This window comes from Acinetobacter sp. YH12156 (assembly GCF_013418235.1).
In the GTDB taxonomy this organism is placed as follows: domain Bacteria; phylum Pseudomonadota; class Gammaproteobacteria; order Pseudomonadales; family Moraxellaceae; genus Acinetobacter; species Acinetobacter pseudolwoffii.
The window spans coordinates 1-19,861 of record NZ_VPCL01000004.1 but is presented as its reverse complement, the minus strand read 5'-3'; the positions used below and the strand labels follow the sequence as shown (position 1 = coordinate 19,861).

Genomic DNA, 19,861 nt, shown 5'->3' with positions numbered 1-19,861 from the left:
ATTATGCTTTGCCTTGTTCAGGAATTTTTTTCCACGCGTTATCACGTAAATACACCGGCAGCGCCAATTCTGCACTGACCCAGTTTTCTGTGTGTGCTGCTGCACGTGCGATGCTGGCAATATCCTGTGCGGTCGCATGCACATTTTTATACATTGAAGCTTCAGTTTGTACCAGCTCAGCACCAGAGCCCACCGGCGTAAACCGAACAGCTTGACTGCCTTCGGCATAACTTAATAATTGTTCTTCATCGACCGGCTGCATGATCCCCTCTGCATCCAGTTGATAGCTCGCGATATAAACTTCGCTCATGCGTGCATCTAACACGGCAGAAACTTCAGTCAGACCATGTACACGGTAAGCTGCCTGCGCCAAGGCCTGTAAAGTCGACACCGGAATCACCGGCACATCATTTGACCAGGCCAGCGCCTGCGTGACTGCGGCATTAATCCGCACGCCGCTAAAAGAACCCGGACCACGACTAAAAGCAATCGCGGTTAAATCACCAATCGCCAGCCCAAGATCTTGCAGACCTTGTTCAATCATTGGGAGAATCGTTTGCGTTTGTGCCTTGGCGCGCGCATCAAGCTGAAAAAATAGTTCTTGAGTATCATCGATCACAGAGACGGAACACTGCTCATTGGCAGTCTCCAATGCCAGCACTTTCATGCACAACCTTAATTCAGAGAATATAAAAAACGCGGATATAATACTCCACTCATATCCGCTACGCGAGATTTTCCCGAAACAGATACAAAAATGCCTAGAAAATTCTAGGCTTATCATGATTTTCTAGAACATCGTATTAAAGCTGAACTTGTTCCAGATCCTGAAATTTCTGAAAATGCCCGGCATAGTGCAGGGCACTCATTTTCAGCTTTTGAATACTGTCTTTATCCAGCGTTTTTACCACTTTGCCCGGTGAACCCATCACCACCGAATTATCCGGAATGATCTTGCCTTCAGGAATCAGGGCATTGGCACCAATAATACAATTCTTGCCAATCACCGCATGATTCAGAATCACCGCCTGAATCCCGATCAGGCTGTTATCACCAATGGTACAGCCATGTAACATGGCCTGATGTCCGATGGTGACATAATTTCCAATTTGCATCTCAATACCGGCATCGGTATGCAGCACGGCATTTTCCTGCACATTGCTGAAATCACCCAGTTTGATTTTACTGTTATCTGCCCGTACCACGGCACCAAACCAGATGCTGACCTGCTGCCCGAGTTCGACTTGTCCAATTACTGTTGCCGTTGGTGCGACCCAGCCATCCCATGGCTGCTGTGTAGCAGTCGGTGTGTGTCCCTGAAATTTATACAACATTGATAAAATCCTGTTCAATGGTTAAAAAAATTTGGAGCGTTTAAAACTTGGTGAATTGAGCAGGAATGGCCAGTCTTTTTTATAATCCAATCCATACTGGAACAAAGAAATCAGCATACGTGCCGTCAATCCCCAGACCACTTCATTTTCTACCCGCATACTTGGAAAATATAAAGATTGCTGGGCAAAGCGGACTTCATAAGGTGTGGGCGTGGCTTCAAGCAAATGTTGCAATGAGGCAAAGAAAATCCGGTCGATTTCCGTTGGTTGCGGAATCAGCTGCACTTGCGGCGGAATCAGCCCCACAATCGGCTTAACCAGCATGCCATTACGGGCTTTCTGCATGGGCAAGTCCCCCATCAGCTGCACATCAAAGGGATTTAATGCCGTTTCCTCATAGGCTTCTCTTAAAGCCACGACAATATTGCTGGTATCTTGTGGATCGCGCTTGCCACCCGGAAACGAAACCTCTCCGGCATGATTATTCAAATAGGCCGAACGGCGGGTCAGCAATACTTTGGGATCAGCTTCATCGGTGATCGCAATCAACACGGCAGCATGCGCAGATCGAATACGCCTGGAAAAGCGTAATCGTTGCTGCAACTTTTGTGTCAACTCACGCGCATCCATTCTTTCAGCCCTAGCCATGATCATAATTTCATCATAGCTGATTTTTGATTCAGCGGGATAGAAATGATGCCAAATTTTGATTTTTCAGTTATCCTGAGCTTACTTTTATCATTGATGATGAATATGAACTTCTGTGTGAATTGTGGACATAAAACGACCGAAAAAATTCCTTTGGGCGACCAACAAATCCGCAGCGTGTGTAATTCATGTGGCTCTATTCATTATATTAATCCAAAAGTCATTTGTGGCGCGCTGGTACTCTGGGACAATAAAGTCCTGCTGTGCCGCCGCGCCATTGAACCGCGTTACGGTTTATGGACTTTACCTGCTGGCTATATGGAACTGTTTGAAACCATGGAGCAAGGTGCTGCACGGGAAACCCGTGAAGAAGCTGAAGCCGAAGTGGAGATTGAGCAGTTGTACTGTATGTATAACATTCCGCGTATTGGCCAGATTTATGTGCTGTTCAAAGCCAATCTGATTGATGGAAAATTTGGTGCTGGTGAGGAAACCATCGAAGCACGTTTATTCGATGAAGCAGATATTCCATGGACCGAGCTGGCTTTCCCAAGTGTAGAACATACACTAAGACATTATTTTGCAGACCGTAAAAATAATATTTTCCCGATGCATTTAGAAACCTTAGGTTCGCGTCTGGATCATACCGGTTAAATCCAATAGATTGAGCGCGCATAAAAAAATCCCATACGCAGATGGGATTTTTTTATTTATGGGACATTACGCTTTAGCTTTGACGCGATAACAATCTGCAAGTTTAAACTCAACAGACCCACCGCTTCGTTTGGCCAGACCAATATCGTCAGGCGTTTCATCCTCATTATTATTGTTATAAATTTTCTGGAAACTGGCATAGGTATTGGCCCATTGCACGCCGTCTCCGACCGAATTCAGGAAGGTGACCCGCCCATTCTGACCGGCAGCAGTATCCAGTACATTGGACAAATTCAGCAGAGCACCGCCAATCACAATCGAATCATTTGAATTTGGTGAAGACTGGATGCGTGAGTCGACCCCAACCAATGCACCATTCAAATCCCCTAATTTTACATTGGCCAAAATCAGACGCATCGAAACCGATTTATCACGAACAAATGCACGGCCTAAAGTTCCAAGCCGGTATTGCTGTACGCCATTCAATAATAAATTGTTATCAAGCACATCGCCCTCACAGCCTGTTATTGGGTCGGTCGCAAGATTATTCTCAGATTGCATATTGGTTCGCACATCACCATTACTATCAATCACAATCCCCAAAGTGACTGGACTGACCGTTGTGTCACTAAACTTAAACTCCAGATTGGCATACATCGGGAAGATATACTTCTCCCCACTAGCTACATTCTGCTCTGTTTTAAATACCGCGCGATCCAGATAGCTGATTGGGAAAATTTTATATAAATCAATACTTCCATTATATTGATCACCATCCGCATCCAGACGCCATGCCCCTAAACTGGCTTGATCAGATGCATCCAGCTGTGTTTTTCCAGTGACCATCTTATAAAAAGCTTCTTTACCCGCAATCACATAATCATTCAGCAAACTGCCCCGATACAGTTCAAGTGGCGTAGCGTTATTTGCGACATTTAAACGATAAGGTGCAGTAATCGTTTTGCTGGTAGGATGAATCCATGAACTTTGCGGATCGGCCGTCATTTGTGCAGGTTTCACATTACGAATGAGTTCAGCATTAATTCCACCCAGTGAAGATAGATTTTTTGCGGGCAGTTTTAACTGGCTATCACGCCATTGCAGGCCACTGCCAAAGGTATAACCCTGACGGTCTGTGATTAGCATAAAATGACCAAATAGATGTTTGGTAGTCTGATCTTTAATATCACAAGGTGTTTTATTGCATCCCACCAGTCCATCTGAACCCGACTGGATGCTACCAATCACACCAGAGGTTGAAAATAGTGAAAATTCCGGCTGATAAACCGCGGCATTGGCAATGGTTACCAGTTTTTTCACTGTAGCAAAAGCAGCTTCATCAGAAATCTGGTCAACATCGATAAAATCCTTAATTTTTGTGGCGAAGCTAGCATCCGTCAGACTGATATTTCCACTCACTTTAGCCAAGTCTTTACGCATTTCTTCGGTAATATACAAGGGCTGCACATCCGTTGGATTCACAATACGGCCTTCTTGTATCGCCAGAGCTTGCAGAATTTTCACCAGACGCATGGCAACCTGAACTGTAGGATCATTCTGATCTAAGTTATTTACCTGACGTCCAGTAATTCCTTTTGCAATATCGACCACACTTAAACGTGGCAGCTGGGTCTGGGCACTAAAACTGGCATAATCACTGAGTTTTATTTGACCTAAATTAATCTTATTCGAACCAAAACTTTGAATAGAAAACTCAATATTATCGGTCTTTTGGCAGGTTCCAGAAGCTACCCCATTTTTACTGTCAAATAAGGTAATAAACGTATTTTCTGTATCGCCACTACAGTTGAAATTTAAACCATCAAGCGGATATTCCAGCCCCCATTCCACACAGTTAGTTTCACCGGGGGTACAAGCACCATTTTCCGTAGCTTCATCACCTGGTTCTTTTATAACATTGGCACTTTCCCCACCACATCCGCTCAGGGCCATTAAAAGTGTACTTATAGCAAATGGAAATAATATTTTATTTTTCATATTCTTATACTCGAATAGTCCTTATCGAATGGCGACTAATTTTAGTTGTCCATGATTTGTCAGCATCTTGTCTTCAACATCTATCGCGGAGGCCAAAGGCGTCAATAATACATATTCAGTTTGTGCAGGAATCTGGAGAACCCCTTCGATACGCTCATGTTGAATAATATTCGCCTGTCCTTCCTGATTTTTAAAACCGCCCGCTCCTTCAAGCACACAGCCACGACTGTCTAAAAATACAACAAAAGGCCAATAATACGTTGGATTTTTCTGGCTAGAGGCATAAGAGTTGATCTGAATATTCTGGATATCGGATTGAAGCTTGACCACTTCAAAATCAAATTCGTCTGCTTTAAGAGGCGCACGAGGCCACAGGTTAACTGCTTTTTTAAGGCTGATTTCTTTCGCTTTTTTAATTTTCTTATCAGTAAAACACTGCATGCCCAAGCTATCGATAGTCTCCGACTGTGAAATACGATAATAACTTTGAGCCAGTACCACAGGACCGGAATCTACTTCTGGAGTTTGAAACAAGGATTTTAATACGGATTGTCCCACCCCTTTTTCACGTTCAATTGTCTGGATCCGGGTAGTTCCGATATTTTTATCTACCACGCCCTCGGGCATACTGTAGAAACGTTTCCTGCCTTCTAGATTAAATTCTTTATTTTCCAGATATTCACTGTCCACATAGTCCACGCCTTCAATCTGACTGAATCCGGTTTTCTGTAGCATCGGGCTTGAAGCGGGTGTCATGGCCTGAGGCATTTGAGTCAATTGGGTTTCAGATCTTATTAATGGCTTAGATTCTGTCAGTTCTTTCACAATCTGCGGTTGTACTGGTTGTACTGGTTGTACTGGTTGTACTGGTTGTACTGGTTGTACTGGTTGTACTGGTTGTACTGGTTGTACTGGTTGTACTGGTTGTACTGGTTGTACTGGTTGTACTGGTTGTACTGGTTGTACAACCAGATTATGGTCTGACTTAAGTTCTGCTGGTCTATTTTCTAGGGCTGATACTGTTTCTAAGTTTTGCTTTACAGGAGGTGACTGAACCACTGCAACTGCTATTTTTTTCGATGCTAGAGATTTTTCTTCTGTTTTTTTCTGTGGGTTATGATTACGTGGCACGACTAATGGTCGCCCATCTGGACCGATAATAGTAATAAATTCTCTGGCGCTTGTATAAAAAGATAAGGGTACCAGACTTAATGCCAGTACCACTTTCAATCCAATTTTCTCTGTCTTGATCATTTCTTCCTTACCAACGAGTGCGATAGTTCAAACCTAAAATGGTAATCTTGGTATCTGTTTTCACGTTTAAACCTGCATATGGGTTTAATAACAGGTTATTCACGCCGGTCTGGTTAGCTAAACTACTGGTATTTGCTGGAATTTGATCTTTACTGCGCAAGAAACCAATCGAGAGATCCAAATCAGTATCTGCATCAAAACGATAACCCACACCTAATCCAAATAGCTGTGCACCATTAATAGGAACCATCGTATTGCGCTTATTTTTTGGAATAGCGCTGGTTCGTGGCTCATAACCTGCGCGAAGTTTTAAACGGTCGGTGGCGGAATACTCCATCCCGATTCCGAAATTCCACGGCGATTCGAATCCCATCGGCAAAGCCAACGTGGAATCAGTGACATTAGCAGACAAGATTTTGGCAATTTTTAAGGCTGAAATGGTACGGTCAAACTCGAACTTAAACTCATCCCAAACCTTGTAGTCTGTCCAGCCAATATCAAAATTTACCTGCAAATCTGGCATGACTTTATATTTGATACCTGCCTGAAAATGCGCCGGATATTCAAAATCCATCGACACCAAACCAGACTCACTGGATGGAATATAATTAGGAAACCCAAGAATTGCTGCCAGAATCTGACCCGTCGGTGAAGTCATTAAACCCTTGATCATTTCCTGTGGTGCTTTGGCATTATCAATATGATATTTACCTTTTAAGCGCATTTTTGCCGCACTTTGGTAGACCATACCAAAACTGAAATCTTCGCGTGGCTCCCACAATATCCCGAGGTTATAGCTTGGGCTTAAGTTTTGCTCAAGCTCCAGTTGCATCTGACCAAACTTGCCAAATGGGTTCATTCCCTCATCCGCATTACAGATCCCCAGCAACAGAATATCGGTAATAATGTCGGAGTTTTCTTTAAATGGTGTACAGACAACTTCATCGATCATACGCAACATCCCGATCAGCTCATTCGGGAAACGTAAATCTGTTTTCATCCCAATGGCTTGATAGGACATTCCGACAGAAGCACCAATGGACAGTTGGTCATTGACCTCATAACCAATCGATGGAGACAGGTAAGTAATCCGCTCCAAAGCAACTTGCTGGCCCATAAAGTTTGCCGGATTACCATCTTCATGACCGAAACCAGCGACTAAAGGCGCATATACCGCTGTTGCATAGGTTGCTTTAGAACCAGGCGGGTTATAAGCAATCCCCATGGTGGGCGCAGCCAAAGGGAGACCTTCGCCTAAATCCACCATCTTTTTCAGAAAAGGGACATACAGGCTGACATATTCCACATCACCACTGACCGGCCCTTTAAAATCAGTACATAAATCAGATGAAACTTCCGGTCCATCATTACAGACGATAGGGTCATCAGAATAGCCAAATACGTTATATCCAGCCGGCACTGTAAACTCCCGCTGGATATCAAAATTCGCCACAATAATCTGCTGTTCGGTTTGCAAACCATCAATTTTAGTTAGAGCAGCCGGGTTAAAGTGAATGGCATTGACTCCCGGGGGATCCGCCGTAACTGCATTCCCCATGGACAATGCACGTAAATCAACCGAAAGGTTGGTTCCCAATTGTGCAAAGGTATAACTTGAACAGCCCGCAAGAATAATTCCTGTTAATAACGGGCTAAGTCGAATGTTTTTCATACGACACCCCTATTAACTGATTTTTTTACCAAAACCTAAAATATCAAGCGGGAATGACAATCCCAACGAAACATCAGGCGCATCTTCGGTCAGCCCTAAGCCGACGGTACCATTCACAATCGTTTCTGGAGAGACTCGCACCCCTAATGAAATTGCCAAGGTGGAACTGGTCTGATCCGCGGCAGAGTAGCTTTCACCCGTGTCATATTTAAATTCAGCACCGGTGTTAAAGCTTTGCTGATAAGACATGGTCATTGAAACATCATAGTTAAATGAGTAAGCGAAACCAAATGCAAATCCACCACTAATGCCTGGGTCAAACTCTTCGATAATGCGATAACCGCGACGCTGGTTTAGACCTGACTCATTGAATCCATAGTTTGCAGAAACCGAGGCAAACAGTACCACCGGATCGATGTATTTACGCGTACTGGCACCCACACCAGCAGAGTAATAGCCTTTACCTACAGCCAAATCTGTTGCTGCATTAATTTCATAAGGACTGTCACCGGTTTTGGTTGACACATTCGCAAATAAAATCAGCGGCAGACGGCCAGCTTTTAATGGAAAGGGCTCCCAGCGCGCGCCCAGGCTAATATCTCCCAAGCCAGCAGTAGATGTATCTTTTAACAGATCAGTCTTGGCCACCAAAGGCAAGGATGCAGTTAAGGTCAGGTTATCTTTCACCCCATATTGGAATGTGAAAGTATTGGTCAAACTATGCGTGGCGTTTTCTTGCACACGTAGCTGATAGAGCTGACCTTGTGCCATTTCTAGATCAAGCTGAGTATCTCGATAATAGGTATAGTCAATATCGTAATAAGATGAAATCTCACCCTTTTTGATCAGTGAGTACTGACGTTCATTCGAAGTAAATACTTTTTCCAGATTCGTGGCCTGAGTGGCATCACCTGCTTGCTGTTGTAGGGCTTGAGTGGCATCTGTGGCTGGCTCTGGCTGTATATCCGCGGGCTCAGCTTGAGCCTCAACAGGTGCATCAACTTCGGCAACCACCTCTTCTTGCTCAACAGTTTCATACTCACCCAGTCCAGGCTCTTCTGCAGCAAATGCAACGCCCATTACCATTTGAATGCTCAGTGCCAAGAACGTCTTGTTCATCCATTTACTGTTCATATCCATTTCACCATTTTAATTTTTATTACTATTTTTTCGTTTTATTTATTTTTGTAATACAGTCTCAGGAAATTATATTGATATTCCCCCAATTTTTCTGATTCGGCATTACGGTTACGGTCCAAACGGATCGTCGAGGCTTTATCGGCAATTTTGTCCATATAAAATTGCGGATACTGCATATCCACCAAGGCATAACGATTAATCGTGGCATCCTCTACATGGCGCATGTCTGCTTCTTTTAATGCCAGGAAGTTCTTGCGATATTGTTCAGGCACATTAATCAAAAATAAGGTATTATTTTCCCAAATATCCTGAAAACGTTGTTCATCAAAACTGATATTACCGAGTGCGGGGTCTGCGACATACACCCGGCCATTTTTATATCCCTTATACACCACAAAATGCTTAAATCCTGCATAGGAAATAGGAACAATCGCAGGCTGATCTTGATTAACTAAATCTTTGAATTCCCCGCGATAACCTCCACTTTCCAGCCCCAAAGCGGAAACAAAACGCTTCATATCAAGTAAAGAGAAACTGCGGCGTTCAATAATTTTATCGGTTTCGCCGAATTTCATCAGTCCATTCATGACTTGCTGTTCGTCTAGCTGTGTACCAACATACCCATTGAGTAAAGTCGTCAGCGCAGCAGAACCGCAACTATAATCATAAGCTTGGCGGACAATGCCCTGAAACTGATCCAGAAGTGCCGGTTTGACTTCCACAGCTTCACGGTGCATACGCACAAAAGAATCATTTCTTGAATCAAGGACTTCAGTATAGTGAACAGCGCCCGGTGGCTGTTTTTTGATATCTAGAGCTTCTTTGGCAGCGTAATACATCAATGCCGAGCCCAACGCGATCTCTAACATAATTATTAACTTTTCTTATGATTGGCATAATATGCCTATTTTTCTTTTTATAGAGTATTCACTCTACTTCCCTGTAACTAGAAAGATACCTTCTTTTTCAAAAAAATACAGCATTTTTTTTATTTTTTGGATAAATGATTCAGTCATAAAAAAAGCGCGTGTAAACACGCGCTTTTTTTAAATGAAGATTAGTGACCAGCAATCGTAATAATCGCACCTGGGGCGTATTGACCTAGCGCAGGGCTGAAATAAGTTTGTAAACCTTGGATTTCCATATCGCCGATTGATGCAGCAGTACGGCTACCTAAATGAATACCTTTCACATAATTATCATGTGCACCGCTCGTGCTAACAATACGGATATAACCTTTAGATGCCGCTTCCTCACCAAATATGCTAATAGACTGATTTAACGCAAGATCTCTAGAGTTTGCATCTGTTAGTTTGATACTTTCAATGAAGATTTCACCTGCAGCACGAGTATCAGTTTTCGTTGAATTATCCAAGATGCCTAGGTCTTTAATTTCCAGACCACCGATCATATTTGCATTTAATTTAATCATTGCGCCTTGAGGTGCTGCACCCAATTGAATGTTTGCAGACATTGGACCTGTTTTAATTGACAAACCAGATAAAATTGCATTTGTCGTACCTTGACCACCACGACGAATAGACGTTGCATCTGCAGCTGGTTCATCACCAGATGCCACAACACCAATTTGACCAATATGAATATCTAAACCAGATACTGCTGCTGCAATATTAATGAATGGATTCCCACCACCAGCATCAGAGTCAATTTTCAAGTCAGCGAGGTTACGTGTAGGCAATAAATATGCACCATTATTGTCATAGTTAGCGCCAACTACTACACCGTGAGCAGCTGTTGCACCTTTACCATTTGCTTCAATAACAATCGCACCTGCTGCACCTGTACCACCAGCTCCAGAATAACCATCATTATCATGAATATAGAGTTTTTCAATTTCAATTTTTGAAATACCGATACCAATCGAGATACCTTCCTGACCCGTTGTTTCGCTTAGAGATGCCTCATCCATTGCTTGCATCGCCATCGCATTGGCACTAAATGCAACTGAAGTCGCTAAAACTAATTTTGTAAATTTTTTCATTGTTTACTCTCCCAAGAGTACTATTTTTTTTGGTTGTGAATTACTCAGTGTTTAGGCTGTATTTTTTATTTTCTGACAGCTTAAGCATCTTTCCTTGAGTAATTTGCTAGCCCACTTAAATTAGCCTTGAGTCAGTTTTTGATCAACTGTTGTTGGTCGCAATCTGTCGCTTACCGATAAACGGTATTTCATGATTTAAAAATATTTCCCCTGACTTCTTGATATAAAATAGTGAGTCATATCGAACTCTCTATAACTGAATGACCGAAGCTCTCTATCATCGTCCCTTAAAGTTTGAATCACGTCTGGTTGCAGATCTATTGTCCGCATTGAAGACATTGGATCATCTGGTGTATTTAAATAATAATGGTCAGCCTTTTATTGCCTGCTGCGCTCAAGAATATTTTGTTGCGCCAACATCACAAATTCAGTCTTTTAAAAGAACAGGGATTGAACAATACCAGCCCACCCCATCTGAATTTAATTTAGCAATCGATGCATTAAAAAATCTTCAAAAGAATGGATTTCATGGAGGTTATGTCGGTTTTGTTGGCTATGATTATGCGGCTCAGCAATATATTCAGTATCCGGACCGCTCTCAACCTGGTTTATTTATCGGTCAATTTTCTTCCTATATTAAACCAAGCTCTGAGGGATGGATGTTCTATAGTGATGATCCACAGGCAGAGCAGATCTTCGATTATATTCAGAACTTACTTAATCAAAATAAAATTCGTCCGACGTTTCAGTTAATAAGCCCTTGTACTTCACGCTGGACCAAAACGGTCTACAGCAAGGCATTTCAGAAAATTCAGGATTATATTATTGCAGGTGACTGCTATCAGATTAATCTGACACAAGAATTTAATGGTCGCGCACAAGGTTCCCTCTTAGCAACCGCCCAAGCCTTCTGGACATTAACCGAAGCGCCTTATGCGGGTTATTTGCGTATTGGTGATTTTGAATTATTAAGCTGCTCACCCGAGTTGTTCATTGATTTTGAAACGAAGCGAAAAATTATTACCAAACCGATTAAAGGTACAATGCCCCGTTTTACTGATCCAGTGCTCGATGAACAATCCAGACAGACCCTAAAAGCCTCAGAAAAAGATCAGGCAGAAAATGTCATGATTGTGGATTTATTACGTAATGATTTAAGTGTTTATGCCGAAACAGGCTCGGTCAAAACACCGAAATTATTTAGTATTGAAAGCTTCAATCAAGTTCATCATATGGTCAGTGAAGTTGAAGCGACTTTAAAAGCAAATATCAATCCTTTTGAAGTACTCATGTCTGCTCTTCCAGGTGGCTCAATTACAGGCGCACCCAAAATTCGGGCCATGCAGATTATTGAAGAACTTGAGGGTGCACCACGTGGTGCTTACTGTGGTTCTATGGGCTATTTCAATTTCGATGGCACTGGCTCCTGGAATATTCTGATTCGCTCGATTCAAAAGTATCAGGAAGATATTTCTTTATGGGCCGGTGGTGGTATTACCATTTCTTCAGATTGTGATGCGGAATATCAAGAATGCTTTGATAAGGTTTCAGCGATGCTGGATCTGTTAAATACCTGGTATCAGCCTGAATAAATAAAAAGTGAATTTTAAGGTTCGCTTTTTACTACAAATCCCCCCTTGCGCAGCAATGCTTCTCACCTTTAATAAAGGTGAGAATGCCTCCCTTTAAAACGGGAGGCTAGAAAGGATTTTAATTACACAAAATCTCATTTTTTAGCGTATCTACTAAACGCTGATTTTGCTCATCTGTACCAATCGTAATACGCAAGTACTGGTTAATACGAGGTTTGTTGAAATAACGCACAATAATACCACGCTCACGTAACTCACTCGCGAGTTCACCTGCATCTTTAGATACGAATCTGGCAAAAATAAAGTTTGCACTCGAAGGTAATACCTTAAAACCAAGCTCATTCAACTGGGCTACCAACTTTTCACGACTGGCAATGACTTTCTGATTTTGTGCCTCAAAGTATTCCTGATCTTCAAAAGAAGCCACCGCTGCCGCAATCGCAAAACGATCCATCGGATAAGAGTTGAAACTGTTTTTGACTGCTTCAAGTGCTGCAATTAAATGTGGCTGAGCAATGGCAAAACCCACACGTAATCCTGCAAGAGAACGCGACTTCGATGTAGTTTGACATACCACTAGGTTTTCGTATTTCTCAACCAGCTTGACTGCCGATTCAGCGCCAAAGTCGACATAGGCTTCATCAATCACCACCACTGAATCTGGATTGGCTTGCAGAATTTCTTCAATCGCAACCAAACCAAGATCAATACTGGTTGGCGCATTCGGATTAGTGATGATAATGCCGCCATTGGCTTGTTTATAATCATCTACCACAATTTCAAAGTCATCATTGAGTGGTAAAATTTTGGTTTTTACCCCAAAGAACTGACTATATACCGGATAGAAACTATAGGTGATGTCTGGATAAAGCAATGGCTGTTCTTGAACAAAGAATGCTTTAAAAATGTGCGCTAAAACTTCATCCGAACCATTCCCGACAAAAACCGTCTCTACAGGCACATGTTGCTGTTTCGCAATGGCCTGTTTAAGTTCAGATGCATCAGGGTCAGGATAAAGACGCAGCACATCAGCTGAATTGGCCAATACCTGCTGCACTGCCGCAACCACTTTAGGCGATGGCGGATACGGATTTTCATTGGTATTCAGTTTTAAAATATTCTGGATTTTTGGCTGTTCACCCGGCGTATACGGTTCTAATTCACGTACGTCAGGACTCCAAAAACGCATTTGTTCTGTGGTGATATTCATTTTTAAATTCTCAAAGTTCCCTCTCCTAACCTCTCTTACATTCACTTTAAAACAATGCTTAAAGCTCATTCAGAGAGAGGAATATTCATTCTTTATAATATTTCCCCTCTCCTTAGTAGGAGAGAGTTAGGGAGAGGTTTTATATTTTTAATTACTGATAACGATAACGCGCCGATCTCGCATGCGCATCCAGATTTTCCTGCTGTGCCAAAATATCTGCTGTTTTCGCCAAGGTTTTAACACCCTCTTGTGAACACATGATCAGGCTTGATCGCTTCTGGAAATCATAAACCCCCAGCGGTGATGAAAAACGTGCTGTACCTGAAGTTGGCAAGACATGGTTTGGCCCGGCACAATAATCACCAATCGCTTCAGGGGTGTAACGACCCATGAAAATCGCGCCTGCATGGCGAATATCTTCTGCCATCTCTTGTGCTTCATCTAAACATAGCATGAGATGTTCTGGCGCCACTTGGTTAATCAGCTCAGCACCTTCAGCACGGTCTTTTACCAATACCAAAGCACCGCGGTTCTCAATTGAAGTACGTGCAATATCTGCTTTCGGTAATGCTTCTAAGTGTTTTTCAATCCACTTTTCAACAGCATCTAAAAGTGCTTCATCAGGTGTAATGAAAACGGCTTGTGCCACAGTGTCATGTTCAGCCTGTGACAATAAGTCCATCGCCAACCATTCAGCGTTATTCTCGCCTTCGGCATAGACCAGAATCTCAGAAGGGCCTGCAATCATATCGATACCGACCTGACCAAACACCGCACGTTTTGCTGCAGCCACAAACCGGTTACCTGGACCAGTAATTTTATCGACAGGTGGTACGGTTTCTGTACCATATGCGAGTGCTGCAACGGCTTGTGCACCACCAATCGTAAAGACACGTGTTACGCCAGCCAAATATGCAGCAGCCAATACCAATGGATTGAGTTCACCATTCGGGGCAGGCACCACCATAATAATTTCAGGGACACCCGCCACATGTGCAGGCACTGCATTCATCAGTACTGAGGATGGATAAGATGCCAGACCACCCGGCACATAAATCCCGACACGATCCAGTGGAGTCACTTTCTGACCGAGCGTATTCCCCAAAGCATCGACATAAGTCCAGCCATCTTGTTTTTGGGCCTGGTGAAACTCACGCACACGCGCTGCAGCTAATTCCAGTGCTTCACGAACTTCAGTCGTTAAACCTTCAAAGGCAGCTTTGAGCTGCTCTTGTGTCAGTTCTAGCTCTGAAAATTGATGCGCCGGATGTCGATCGAACTGTTGAGTGAGTTTAAGAACATGTGCATCACCATGCTGACGAACATCAGCAATAATTTGATCTACAGTTTTTAAAAGTTCAGGATCATTCACAGTCTCAAAAGCCAACAAGTCAGCAAATGCTTGCTTGAAGTTTTGATCTTGGGTCGATAAACGTCGCATCAATTTACCCATCAGGTTTGAATTCGAAGGCTTTAGTTTACCTGTTTTCTAGGCTTTTGTCGGCAGACATAGTGCTCTAGCTCTATGAGTTTTATTGAAAATAGCTTTGGGTAAAATTGATGAAAGGATTTAAATAGAATCTGATATATAGAGAAATAAGAAACCGCCCGGATTGGGCGGTTTCTTAAGCAATCAATTTTAAGCCTGTTTTACCTTTTCGCGTTCTTCGACTGCTTTTTCAAGCTGAGCCAGAATCGGATTTAACAAGGCTTGCTTACGTTTGAAGCTGGCTTTATTGACGATTAAACGTGAAGAGACTTTACAGATTTCTTCAAGTGGCTCTAAACCATTGGCACGTAAGGTATTACCAGTATCGACCACATCGACAATGTAATCGCCCAGACCGACCAATGGTGCAAGTTCCATTGAACCATACAACTTGATCACATCGACTTGCTCACCCAAGCTGGCATAGTATTGCCGGGTTAAATTCACGTACTTGGTCGCAATTTTCAAACGACCTTTAGGACGCTGCATCCCGACTTTACCAGCTGTCATCAATTTACAAACCGCAATTTTCAGGTCTAATGGTTCATAGACATTTTGCGCACCATGTTCCATCAATACATCTTTACCCGCTACACCAATATCGGCTGCACCATTTTCTACATAAGTCGGCACATCAGAAGCACGTAAAATTAAAATACGAACCTGTTTATGCGTAGTGGGGAAAATCAGTTTACGTGATTTATCCGGATCTTCCAGTAAATTAATCCCTGCTGTTTCAAGCAGTGGCAATGTTTCTTTTAAGATACGACCCTTACTTAATGCCAAAGTTAAACCATGATCAAAATTGCCCATTACGTCAAAGTTTGGATCATCGTTTCTCATATCGCTCATTAATTTACTCGCTTAATTTGGGCACCTAAACTTTGTAACTTTGCTTCTACATTTTCATAACCGCGGTCAATGTGATAAATACGGTCAATCAGTGTTTCACCTTCAGCGGCAAGTGCTGCCAGTACCAAAGAGAAAGAAGCACGTAAATCTGTTGCCATTACGGGTGCGGCAGAAAGTTTTTCTACCCCAGTTACGACAGCATCATTACCTTCGACCTGAATGTTTGCCCCCATACGGGCCAACTCAGGAACATGCATAAAACGGTTTTCAAAAATCGTTTCTGAAATTGTCGCAAAGCCTGCAGCAATGGCATTTACAGCCATGATCTGGGCTTGCATATCAGTTGGAAATTCTGGATGTGGCAAGGTCTGGAAGCTCACGGCTTTCGGACGTTTACCCAGCATATCTAACTCAATCCAGTCGTCGCCACGAGTGACTTCTGCGCCCATTTCTTCAAATTTATCCAGCACAGCTTCCATGAGGGATGGATCTGTGTGTGTGGTTTTGATACGACCACCTGTGATTGCAGCCGCCGCCAGATATGAACCCGTTTCAATCCGGTCAGCCACCACTGCATATTCACAGCCATGCAGACTTTCAACACCAGTCACGATTAACGTATCGGTATCCAAACCTTCAATTTTGGCCCCCATCTTGATCAGCATTTGCGCAAGATCAGTGATTTCAGGCTCACGTGCTGCATTGCGAATTGTGGTCACACCATCGGCCAAGACTGCAGCCATCAGAATATTTTCTGTACCACCGACAGTCACCATATCGAAAACGACTTCGCCACCTTTAAGACGGCCATCGACTTTGGCATGCACATAGCCTGCTTCAACTTCAATTTCTGCACCCAAAGCTTCCAACGCTTTTAAATGCTGATCAACAGGACGTGAACCAATTGCACAACCACCCGGCAAAGACACTTTTGCACTGCCATAGCGCGCCAATAAAGGGCCAAGCACTAAAATAGAAGCACGCATGGTTTTCACGAGCTCATATGGTGCAAACTGGTTATCTAATGTCGAGGTATCCGCAGTAACGGTATCACTTTCATAAGTCATGGTGATCCCAAGACCGGCAATCAGCTTCACCAATGTATTCACATCTTTCAGATCAGGAACATTTTTGAGCGTAATTGGCGTATCGGCAAGAATCATTGCTGCTAATAATGGAAGCGCAGCATTCTTAGCACCAGAAATACGCACTTCACCTTCGAGCTTGATACCGCCCTGAATTAAAAATTTATCCATTAATTTATTAAGCTCCAAATAAGCTTGCTTTGCGCCATTCTTCTTTTGTCATTGCTCGAATTGTCACTGCGTGAACTGCACCACTGGCAATATGGGCATTGAGAGGAGCATAAACAGCTTGTTGACGTGCAACTGGACGCTTACCTTCAAATTGATCATCCACAATACGGAGATCAAATTTTCCGCCCTGACCACTCACAGCAACATCCGCCTCGGGAAAAGCGGCTTCTAAAATTTCAGCGAGCTGTTCATTATTCATCACAAGACCTCTTATAGGACTAAGGGTGTAAAACGAGCCATTTTACTATAAATAGCAAAAATAATTCATGGATCCATACATTATATATATAAAAAAAGAGGCTTTTAAAACCTCTTTTTCATCATTTGTCCTTTACAAAGCCAAAGCATGCTGCTGTAAATGCATTTCCCGATATCGATCGATCTGGCGTTTTAATTTTTCTGTCAGAAGTTTAATGGAAGTATACATATCATCTGCTGTGGCATGGGCAAAAAACTCGATGCCCGGCAATCGGATAATCGCTTCTGCGATATGATTACTACTGCCTTTTCTGGAGCGTTTATCAATTTGATGATCTTTAGAGAGCTTCACTTGCATACTATTCACCTGATCAAGATGCTTGGTCATCTGTGAAAACTTGGTTTTTATACGTTCTTCAATTGCTGGCGTAATAGATAAATGATGTCCACGAATTGTTATTTGCATAGTTCTATCCCTCACCTTCGTTAGGATTAGAAGAGTCACAATATAAAACAATTTAAATACAGAAACTTATAACTAAAAAAAATGTATTTTAAGCACTGATTCAAATCATTTTCACTGTTCCTCAAAAGAAAAAAGATTCATTATGCTGTCATAATGAATCTTTAGAATAGCCAGATTTTAAATTTTAGATCAAGACCTTTCGCTCAGAAGATGAAGGAATATGTAACGATTCACGATATTTCGCCACCGTCCGTCGTGCCACATCAATCCCTTCATCTTTCAATATATTGGCGATTGCATTATCAGACAAAGGCTTACGGGCATTTTCTTCAGAAACCAGTTTTTTGATCTTGGCACGAATGGCTGTAGATGAAGCCTCTCCACCTGAAGTCGTACCCACATGACTCGAGAAGAAATATTTTAATTCAAATAAGCCGCGCGGCGTCAGCATATATTTATTGGTGGTCACACGAGATACGGTCGATTCATGCAATTCTACTTCTTCGGCAATATCTCTTAAAACCAAAGGTTTCATCCCTTCAGCGCCAATTTCCAAGAACATTTTCTGATGTTCGACAATACAGGTTGCCACTTTTAATAATGTTTTATGCCGCTCATCAACGCTTTTAATGAAATTTTTTGCTTCTAGCATCTGGTTACGTAAATATTGATTATCGTCACTTTGATCTGCACGACGAATCATTTTGGCATAGAAAGGATTGACGCGTAATTTTGGCAGTACATCCGGATTTAAATTGACATGCCAAGCGTTATTCTTTTTCATGACCACAACATCTGGCACCTGATAATCCGATTCTTTATTTTCAAATTCCAAGCCCGGGTGAGGTTTCAGAGTTTTTAATAAATCTACCGCATAGCGTAACTGCTCTGGATTTAGCCCGGTTTGTTTAATTAATTTTGGCAGTTCATTACTAATCAGTAATTCATAATGTTGTAGAAGCTTGATTGCATCATTTCGGCAAGGCGTTGAGGCAGGTAAATGATCAAGCTGAACCAACAGACATTCTGCCAAACTTCTAGACCCTACACCCACCGGATCTAAACGCTGAATATGCTTTAATACGACCGCAACTTCATCATCTTCAATTTCCTCCTCACTCCCCATCAAGGATAGAAGATGTTGTACCGATGCAGTAATTTCAGTCAGCTCAGCATCTAAAAAGCCTTTGTCATCCAGGGAATCGACAATGCAATAAGCGATTAATTTATCAAGCTGTGAAAAATTTAACAGGTTAATTTGCTCAAGCATATATTCCTGTAAGCTCTGATGCCCTTGACGATTGTCTTCGCGCTCTTCGAATTCAGCCGCACCTAAGCTGGTAGGTTGATGAGTATAGACATCATCCCAATCGGTATCTATAGGTAGGTCATCGGGAAGGTGATCCGCATTGAGTTCATTAGTTAGGTCTTTGTGTTCATTATTTGATTCAAGTGTCGATAAGCGTTCAAGGGTAATCTGTTCTTCAACTTTTTCTAATAGAGGGTTACTATCAAGTTGCAGTTGAACTTCTTGTTCCAGTTCCAGACTCGATAATTGTAATAGCCGAATTGCTTGCTGCAATTGTGGAGTTAATGACAGCGAGTTCGCAATTTTTAAGCCCACTGATAATCTCATTATAACCCCCTTAATTAAAAATCTTGTTCTATAAGCAATTTTTATGCCGTTTTAATTTTTATAACACAGTTTTACCAAAAAACATACGAACTGGCTTTCAAATTCTTATATTTCCCAAATTAATAATTCTCAAATATTTGATTTACAAGAACAAAAAATACCCATTAACGATTTCGCTAAGGGGTGTTTTGAGTAAATTCAGAATATTATTTTTACTATATTTAATTTTACTATAAATCCCGCGCACAAAAAAACACCCCCAACTGTTAAGTTGGGGGTGTTTCGAATAATGAGCTGGCGATGACTTACTCTCACATGGGTAACCCCACACTACCATCAGCGCAAAGAGGTTTCACTTCTGAGTTCGGGAAGGGATCAGGTGGTTCACTCTTGCTATTGT

Annotated in this window: 18 protein-coding genes and 1 rRNA gene; 2 read left to right on the top strand and 17 right to left on the bottom strand. The window is 42.3% G+C overall.

Going from position 1 to position 19,861, the window contains the following annotated elements; genetic code table 11:
- Position 1 precedes the first annotated feature (1 nt).
- The 3 genes from tsaB to FTU87_RS05600 all read right to left on the bottom strand — a co-directional run bounded on the left by tsaB (position 2) and on the right by FTU87_RS05600 (position 1,964).
- A complete protein-coding gene (gene tsaB, locus FTU87_RS05610; protein WP_074384091.1) occupies positions 2 to 667 on the bottom strand; it encodes a tRNA (adenosine(37)-N6)-threonylcarbamoyltransferase complex dimerization subunit type 1 TsaB in 666 nt (221 codons plus the stop codon).
- A 136-nt stretch (positions 668 to 803) separates the two neighbouring features.
- Positions 804 to 1,331, bottom strand: coding sequence for a gamma carbonic anhydrase family protein (locus FTU87_RS05605; protein ID WP_373684765.1), 528 nt, complete (start codon positions 1,329 to 1,331; stop codon positions 804 to 806).
- Positions 1,332 to 1,355: 24 nt separating this feature from the next.
- Complete coding sequence (locus tag FTU87_RS05600) at positions 1,356 to 1,964, bottom strand: CoA pyrophosphatase (RefSeq protein ID WP_005095870.1); 609 nt, start codon at positions 1,962 to 1,964, stop codon at positions 1,356 to 1,358.
- A 123-nt stretch (positions 1,965 to 2,087) separates the two neighbouring features.
- On the opposite strand from FTU87_RS05600, the gene FTU87_RS05595 reads away from it, so the two are divergent.
- Positions 2,088 to 2,636 carry an NUDIX hydrolase gene (locus FTU87_RS05595; RefSeq protein ID WP_167381261.1) on the top strand — a complete coding sequence of 183 codons (549 nt, stop codon included), beginning with the start codon at positions 2,088 to 2,090 and terminating at the stop codon, positions 2,634 to 2,636.
- Positions 2,637 to 2,702: 66 nt separating this feature from the next.
- On the opposite strand, the gene FTU87_RS05590 is transcribed toward FTU87_RS05595, so the two are convergent.
- From FTU87_RS05590 to FTU87_RS05565, 6 genes are all read right to left on the bottom strand, one after another.
- Positions 2,703 to 4,634, bottom strand: a complete 1,932-nt coding sequence (locus FTU87_RS05590; RefSeq protein ID WP_180096788.1) for a hypothetical protein — start codon at positions 4,632 to 4,634, stop codon at positions 2,703 to 2,705.
- Positions 4,635 to 4,655: 21 nt separating this feature from the next.
- Positions 4,656 to 5,888, bottom strand: coding sequence for a putative pilus assembly protein FilE (gene filE / locus FTU87_RS05585; protein WP_180096787.1), 1,233 nt, complete (start codon positions 5,886 to 5,888; stop codon positions 4,656 to 4,658).
- Between the two features lie 7 nt (positions 5,889 to 5,895).
- On the bottom strand, positions 5,896 to 7,560 hold the full coding sequence (locus tag FTU87_RS05580) for an OmpP1/FadL family transporter (protein ID WP_005095864.1): 1,665 nt from the start codon (positions 7,558 to 7,560) through the stop codon (positions 5,896 to 5,898).
- Between the two features lie 12 nt (positions 7,561 to 7,572).
- Positions 7,573 to 8,700: a hypothetical protein gene (locus FTU87_RS05575; protein WP_180096786.1), complete on the bottom strand. Its 1,128-nt coding sequence runs from the start codon at positions 8,698 to 8,700 to the stop codon at positions 7,573 to 7,575.
- 35 nt (positions 8,701 to 8,735) lie between these two features.
- A complete protein-coding gene (locus FTU87_RS05570; RefSeq protein WP_180096785.1) occupies positions 8,736 to 9,569 on the bottom strand; it encodes a C39 family peptidase in 834 nt (277 codons plus the stop codon).
- 188 nt (positions 9,570 to 9,757) lie between these two features.
- On the bottom strand, positions 9,758 to 10,702 hold the full coding sequence (locus tag FTU87_RS05565) for a DUF6160 family protein (RefSeq protein WP_180096784.1): 945 nt from the start codon (positions 10,700 to 10,702) through the stop codon (positions 9,758 to 9,760).
- Positions 10,703 to 10,962: 260 nt separating this feature from the next.
- On the opposite strand from FTU87_RS05565, the gene FTU87_RS05560 reads away from it, so the two are divergent.
- Complete coding sequence (locus FTU87_RS05560; RefSeq protein WP_180096783.1) at positions 10,963 to 12,294, top strand: anthranilate synthase component I family protein; 1,332 nt, start codon at positions 10,963 to 10,965, stop codon at positions 12,292 to 12,294.
- A gap of 118 nt (positions 12,295 to 12,412) precedes the next feature.
- On the opposite strand, the gene hisC is transcribed toward FTU87_RS05560, so the two are convergent.
- From hisC to rrf, 8 genes are all read right to left on the bottom strand, one after another.
- Positions 12,413 to 13,504 (bottom strand): histidinol-phosphate transaminase, encoded by a 1,092-nt coding sequence (gene hisC, locus FTU87_RS05555; RefSeq protein ID WP_180096782.1) that lies wholly within the window; start codon positions 13,502 to 13,504, stop codon positions 12,413 to 12,415.
- A 151-nt stretch (positions 13,505 to 13,655) separates the two neighbouring features.
- Positions 13,656 to 14,957: a histidinol dehydrogenase gene (hisD, locus tag FTU87_RS05550; RefSeq protein WP_081273097.1), complete on the bottom strand. Its 1,302-nt coding sequence runs from the start codon at positions 14,955 to 14,957 to the stop codon at positions 13,656 to 13,658.
- A 186-nt stretch (positions 14,958 to 15,143) separates the two neighbouring features.
- Positions 15,144 to 15,845, bottom strand: coding sequence for an ATP phosphoribosyltransferase (gene hisG, locus FTU87_RS05545; protein ID WP_180096781.1), 702 nt, complete (start codon positions 15,843 to 15,845; stop codon positions 15,144 to 15,146).
- Positions 15,845 to 17,101 carry a UDP-N-acetylglucosamine 1-carboxyvinyltransferase gene (gene murA, locus FTU87_RS05540; RefSeq protein ID WP_180096780.1) on the bottom strand — a complete coding sequence of 419 codons (1,257 nt, stop codon included), beginning with the start codon at positions 17,099 to 17,101 and terminating at the stop codon, positions 15,845 to 15,847. The genes hisG and murA overlap by 1 nt, the downstream gene beginning before the upstream one ends.
- 7 nt (positions 17,102 to 17,108) lie before the next feature.
- Positions 17,109 to 17,360 carry a BolA family iron metabolism protein IbaG gene (gene ibaG, locus FTU87_RS05535; RefSeq protein WP_004730742.1) on the bottom strand — a complete coding sequence of 84 codons (252 nt, stop codon included), beginning with the start codon at positions 17,358 to 17,360 and terminating at the stop codon, positions 17,109 to 17,111.
- Between the two features lie 132 nt (positions 17,361 to 17,492).
- Positions 17,493 to 17,825: a ribosome hibernation-promoting factor, HPF/YfiA family gene (gene hpf, locus FTU87_RS05530; RefSeq protein ID WP_100328970.1), complete on the bottom strand. Its 333-nt coding sequence runs from the start codon at positions 17,823 to 17,825 to the stop codon at positions 17,493 to 17,495.
- 184 nt (positions 17,826 to 18,009) lie between these two features.
- Positions 18,010 to 19,461 carry an RNA polymerase factor sigma-54 gene (locus tag FTU87_RS05525; protein WP_180096779.1) on the bottom strand — a complete coding sequence of 484 codons (1,452 nt, stop codon included), beginning with the start codon at positions 19,459 to 19,461 and terminating at the stop codon, positions 18,010 to 18,012.
- A gap of 292 nt (positions 19,462 to 19,753) precedes the next feature.
- Positions 19,754 to 19,861: ribosomal RNA gene (gene rrf, locus FTU87_RS05520) — 5S ribosomal RNA — on the bottom strand; the annotation flags it as partial.

Bases quoted from the DNA above. Each gene is read 5' to 3' on its own strand.
- tsaB (WP_074384091.1), bottom strand. From the start codon at position 667: ATGAAAGTGCTGGCATTGGAGACTGCCAATGAGCAGTGTTCCGTCTCT.
- FTU87_RS05600 (WP_005095870.1), bottom strand. From the start codon at position 1,964: ATGGATGCGCGTGAGTTGACACAAAAGTTGCAGCAACGATTACGCTTT.
- FTU87_RS05595 (WP_167381261.1), top strand. From the start codon at position 2,088: ATGAACTTCTGTGTGAATTGTGGACATAAAACGACCGAAAAAATTCCT.
- FTU87_RS05590 (WP_180096788.1), bottom strand. From the start codon at position 4,634: ATGAAAAATAAAATATTATTTCCATTTGCTATAAGTACACTTTTAATG.
- filE (WP_180096787.1), bottom strand. From the start codon at position 5,888: ATGATCAAGACAGAGAAAATTGGATTGAAAGTGGTACTGGCATTAAGT.
- FTU87_RS05580 (WP_005095864.1), bottom strand. From the start codon at position 7,560: ATGAAAAACATTCGACTTAGCCCGTTATTAACAGGAATTATTCTTGCG.
- FTU87_RS05575 (WP_180096786.1), bottom strand. From the start codon at position 8,700: ATGGATATGAACAGTAAATGGATGAACAAGACGTTCTTGGCACTGAGC.
- FTU87_RS05570 (WP_180096785.1), bottom strand. From the start codon at position 9,569: ATGTTAGAGATCGCGTTGGGCTCGGCATTGATGTATTACGCTGCCAAA.
- FTU87_RS05565 (WP_180096784.1), bottom strand. From the start codon at position 10,702: ATGAAAAAATTTACAAAATTAGTTTTAGCGACTTCAGTTGCATTTAGT.
- FTU87_RS05560 (WP_180096783.1), top strand. From the start codon at position 10,963: ATGACCGAAGCTCTCTATCATCGTCCCTTAAAGTTTGAATCACGTCTG.
- hisC (WP_180096782.1), bottom strand. From the start codon at position 13,504: ATGAATATCACCACAGAACAAATGCGTTTTTGGAGTCCTGACGTACGT.
- hisD (WP_081273097.1), bottom strand. From the start codon at position 14,957: ATGGGTAAATTGATGCGACGTTTATCGACCCAAGATCAAAACTTCAAG.
- hisG (WP_180096781.1), bottom strand. From the start codon at position 15,845: ATGAGCGATATGAGAAACGATGATCCAAACTTTGACGTAATGGGCAAT.
- murA (WP_180096780.1), bottom strand. From the start codon at position 17,101: ATGGATAAATTTTTAATTCAGGGCGGTATCAAGCTCGAAGGTGAAGTG.
- ibaG (WP_004730742.1), bottom strand. From the start codon at position 17,360: ATGAATAATGAACAGCTCGCTGAAATTTTAGAAGCCGCTTTTCCCGAG.
- hpf (WP_100328970.1), bottom strand. From the start codon at position 17,825: ATGCAAATAACAATTCGTGGACATCATTTATCTATTACGCCAGCAATT.
- FTU87_RS05525 (WP_180096779.1), bottom strand. From the start codon at position 19,461: ATGAGATTATCAGTGGGCTTAAAAATTGCGAACTCGCTGTCATTAACT.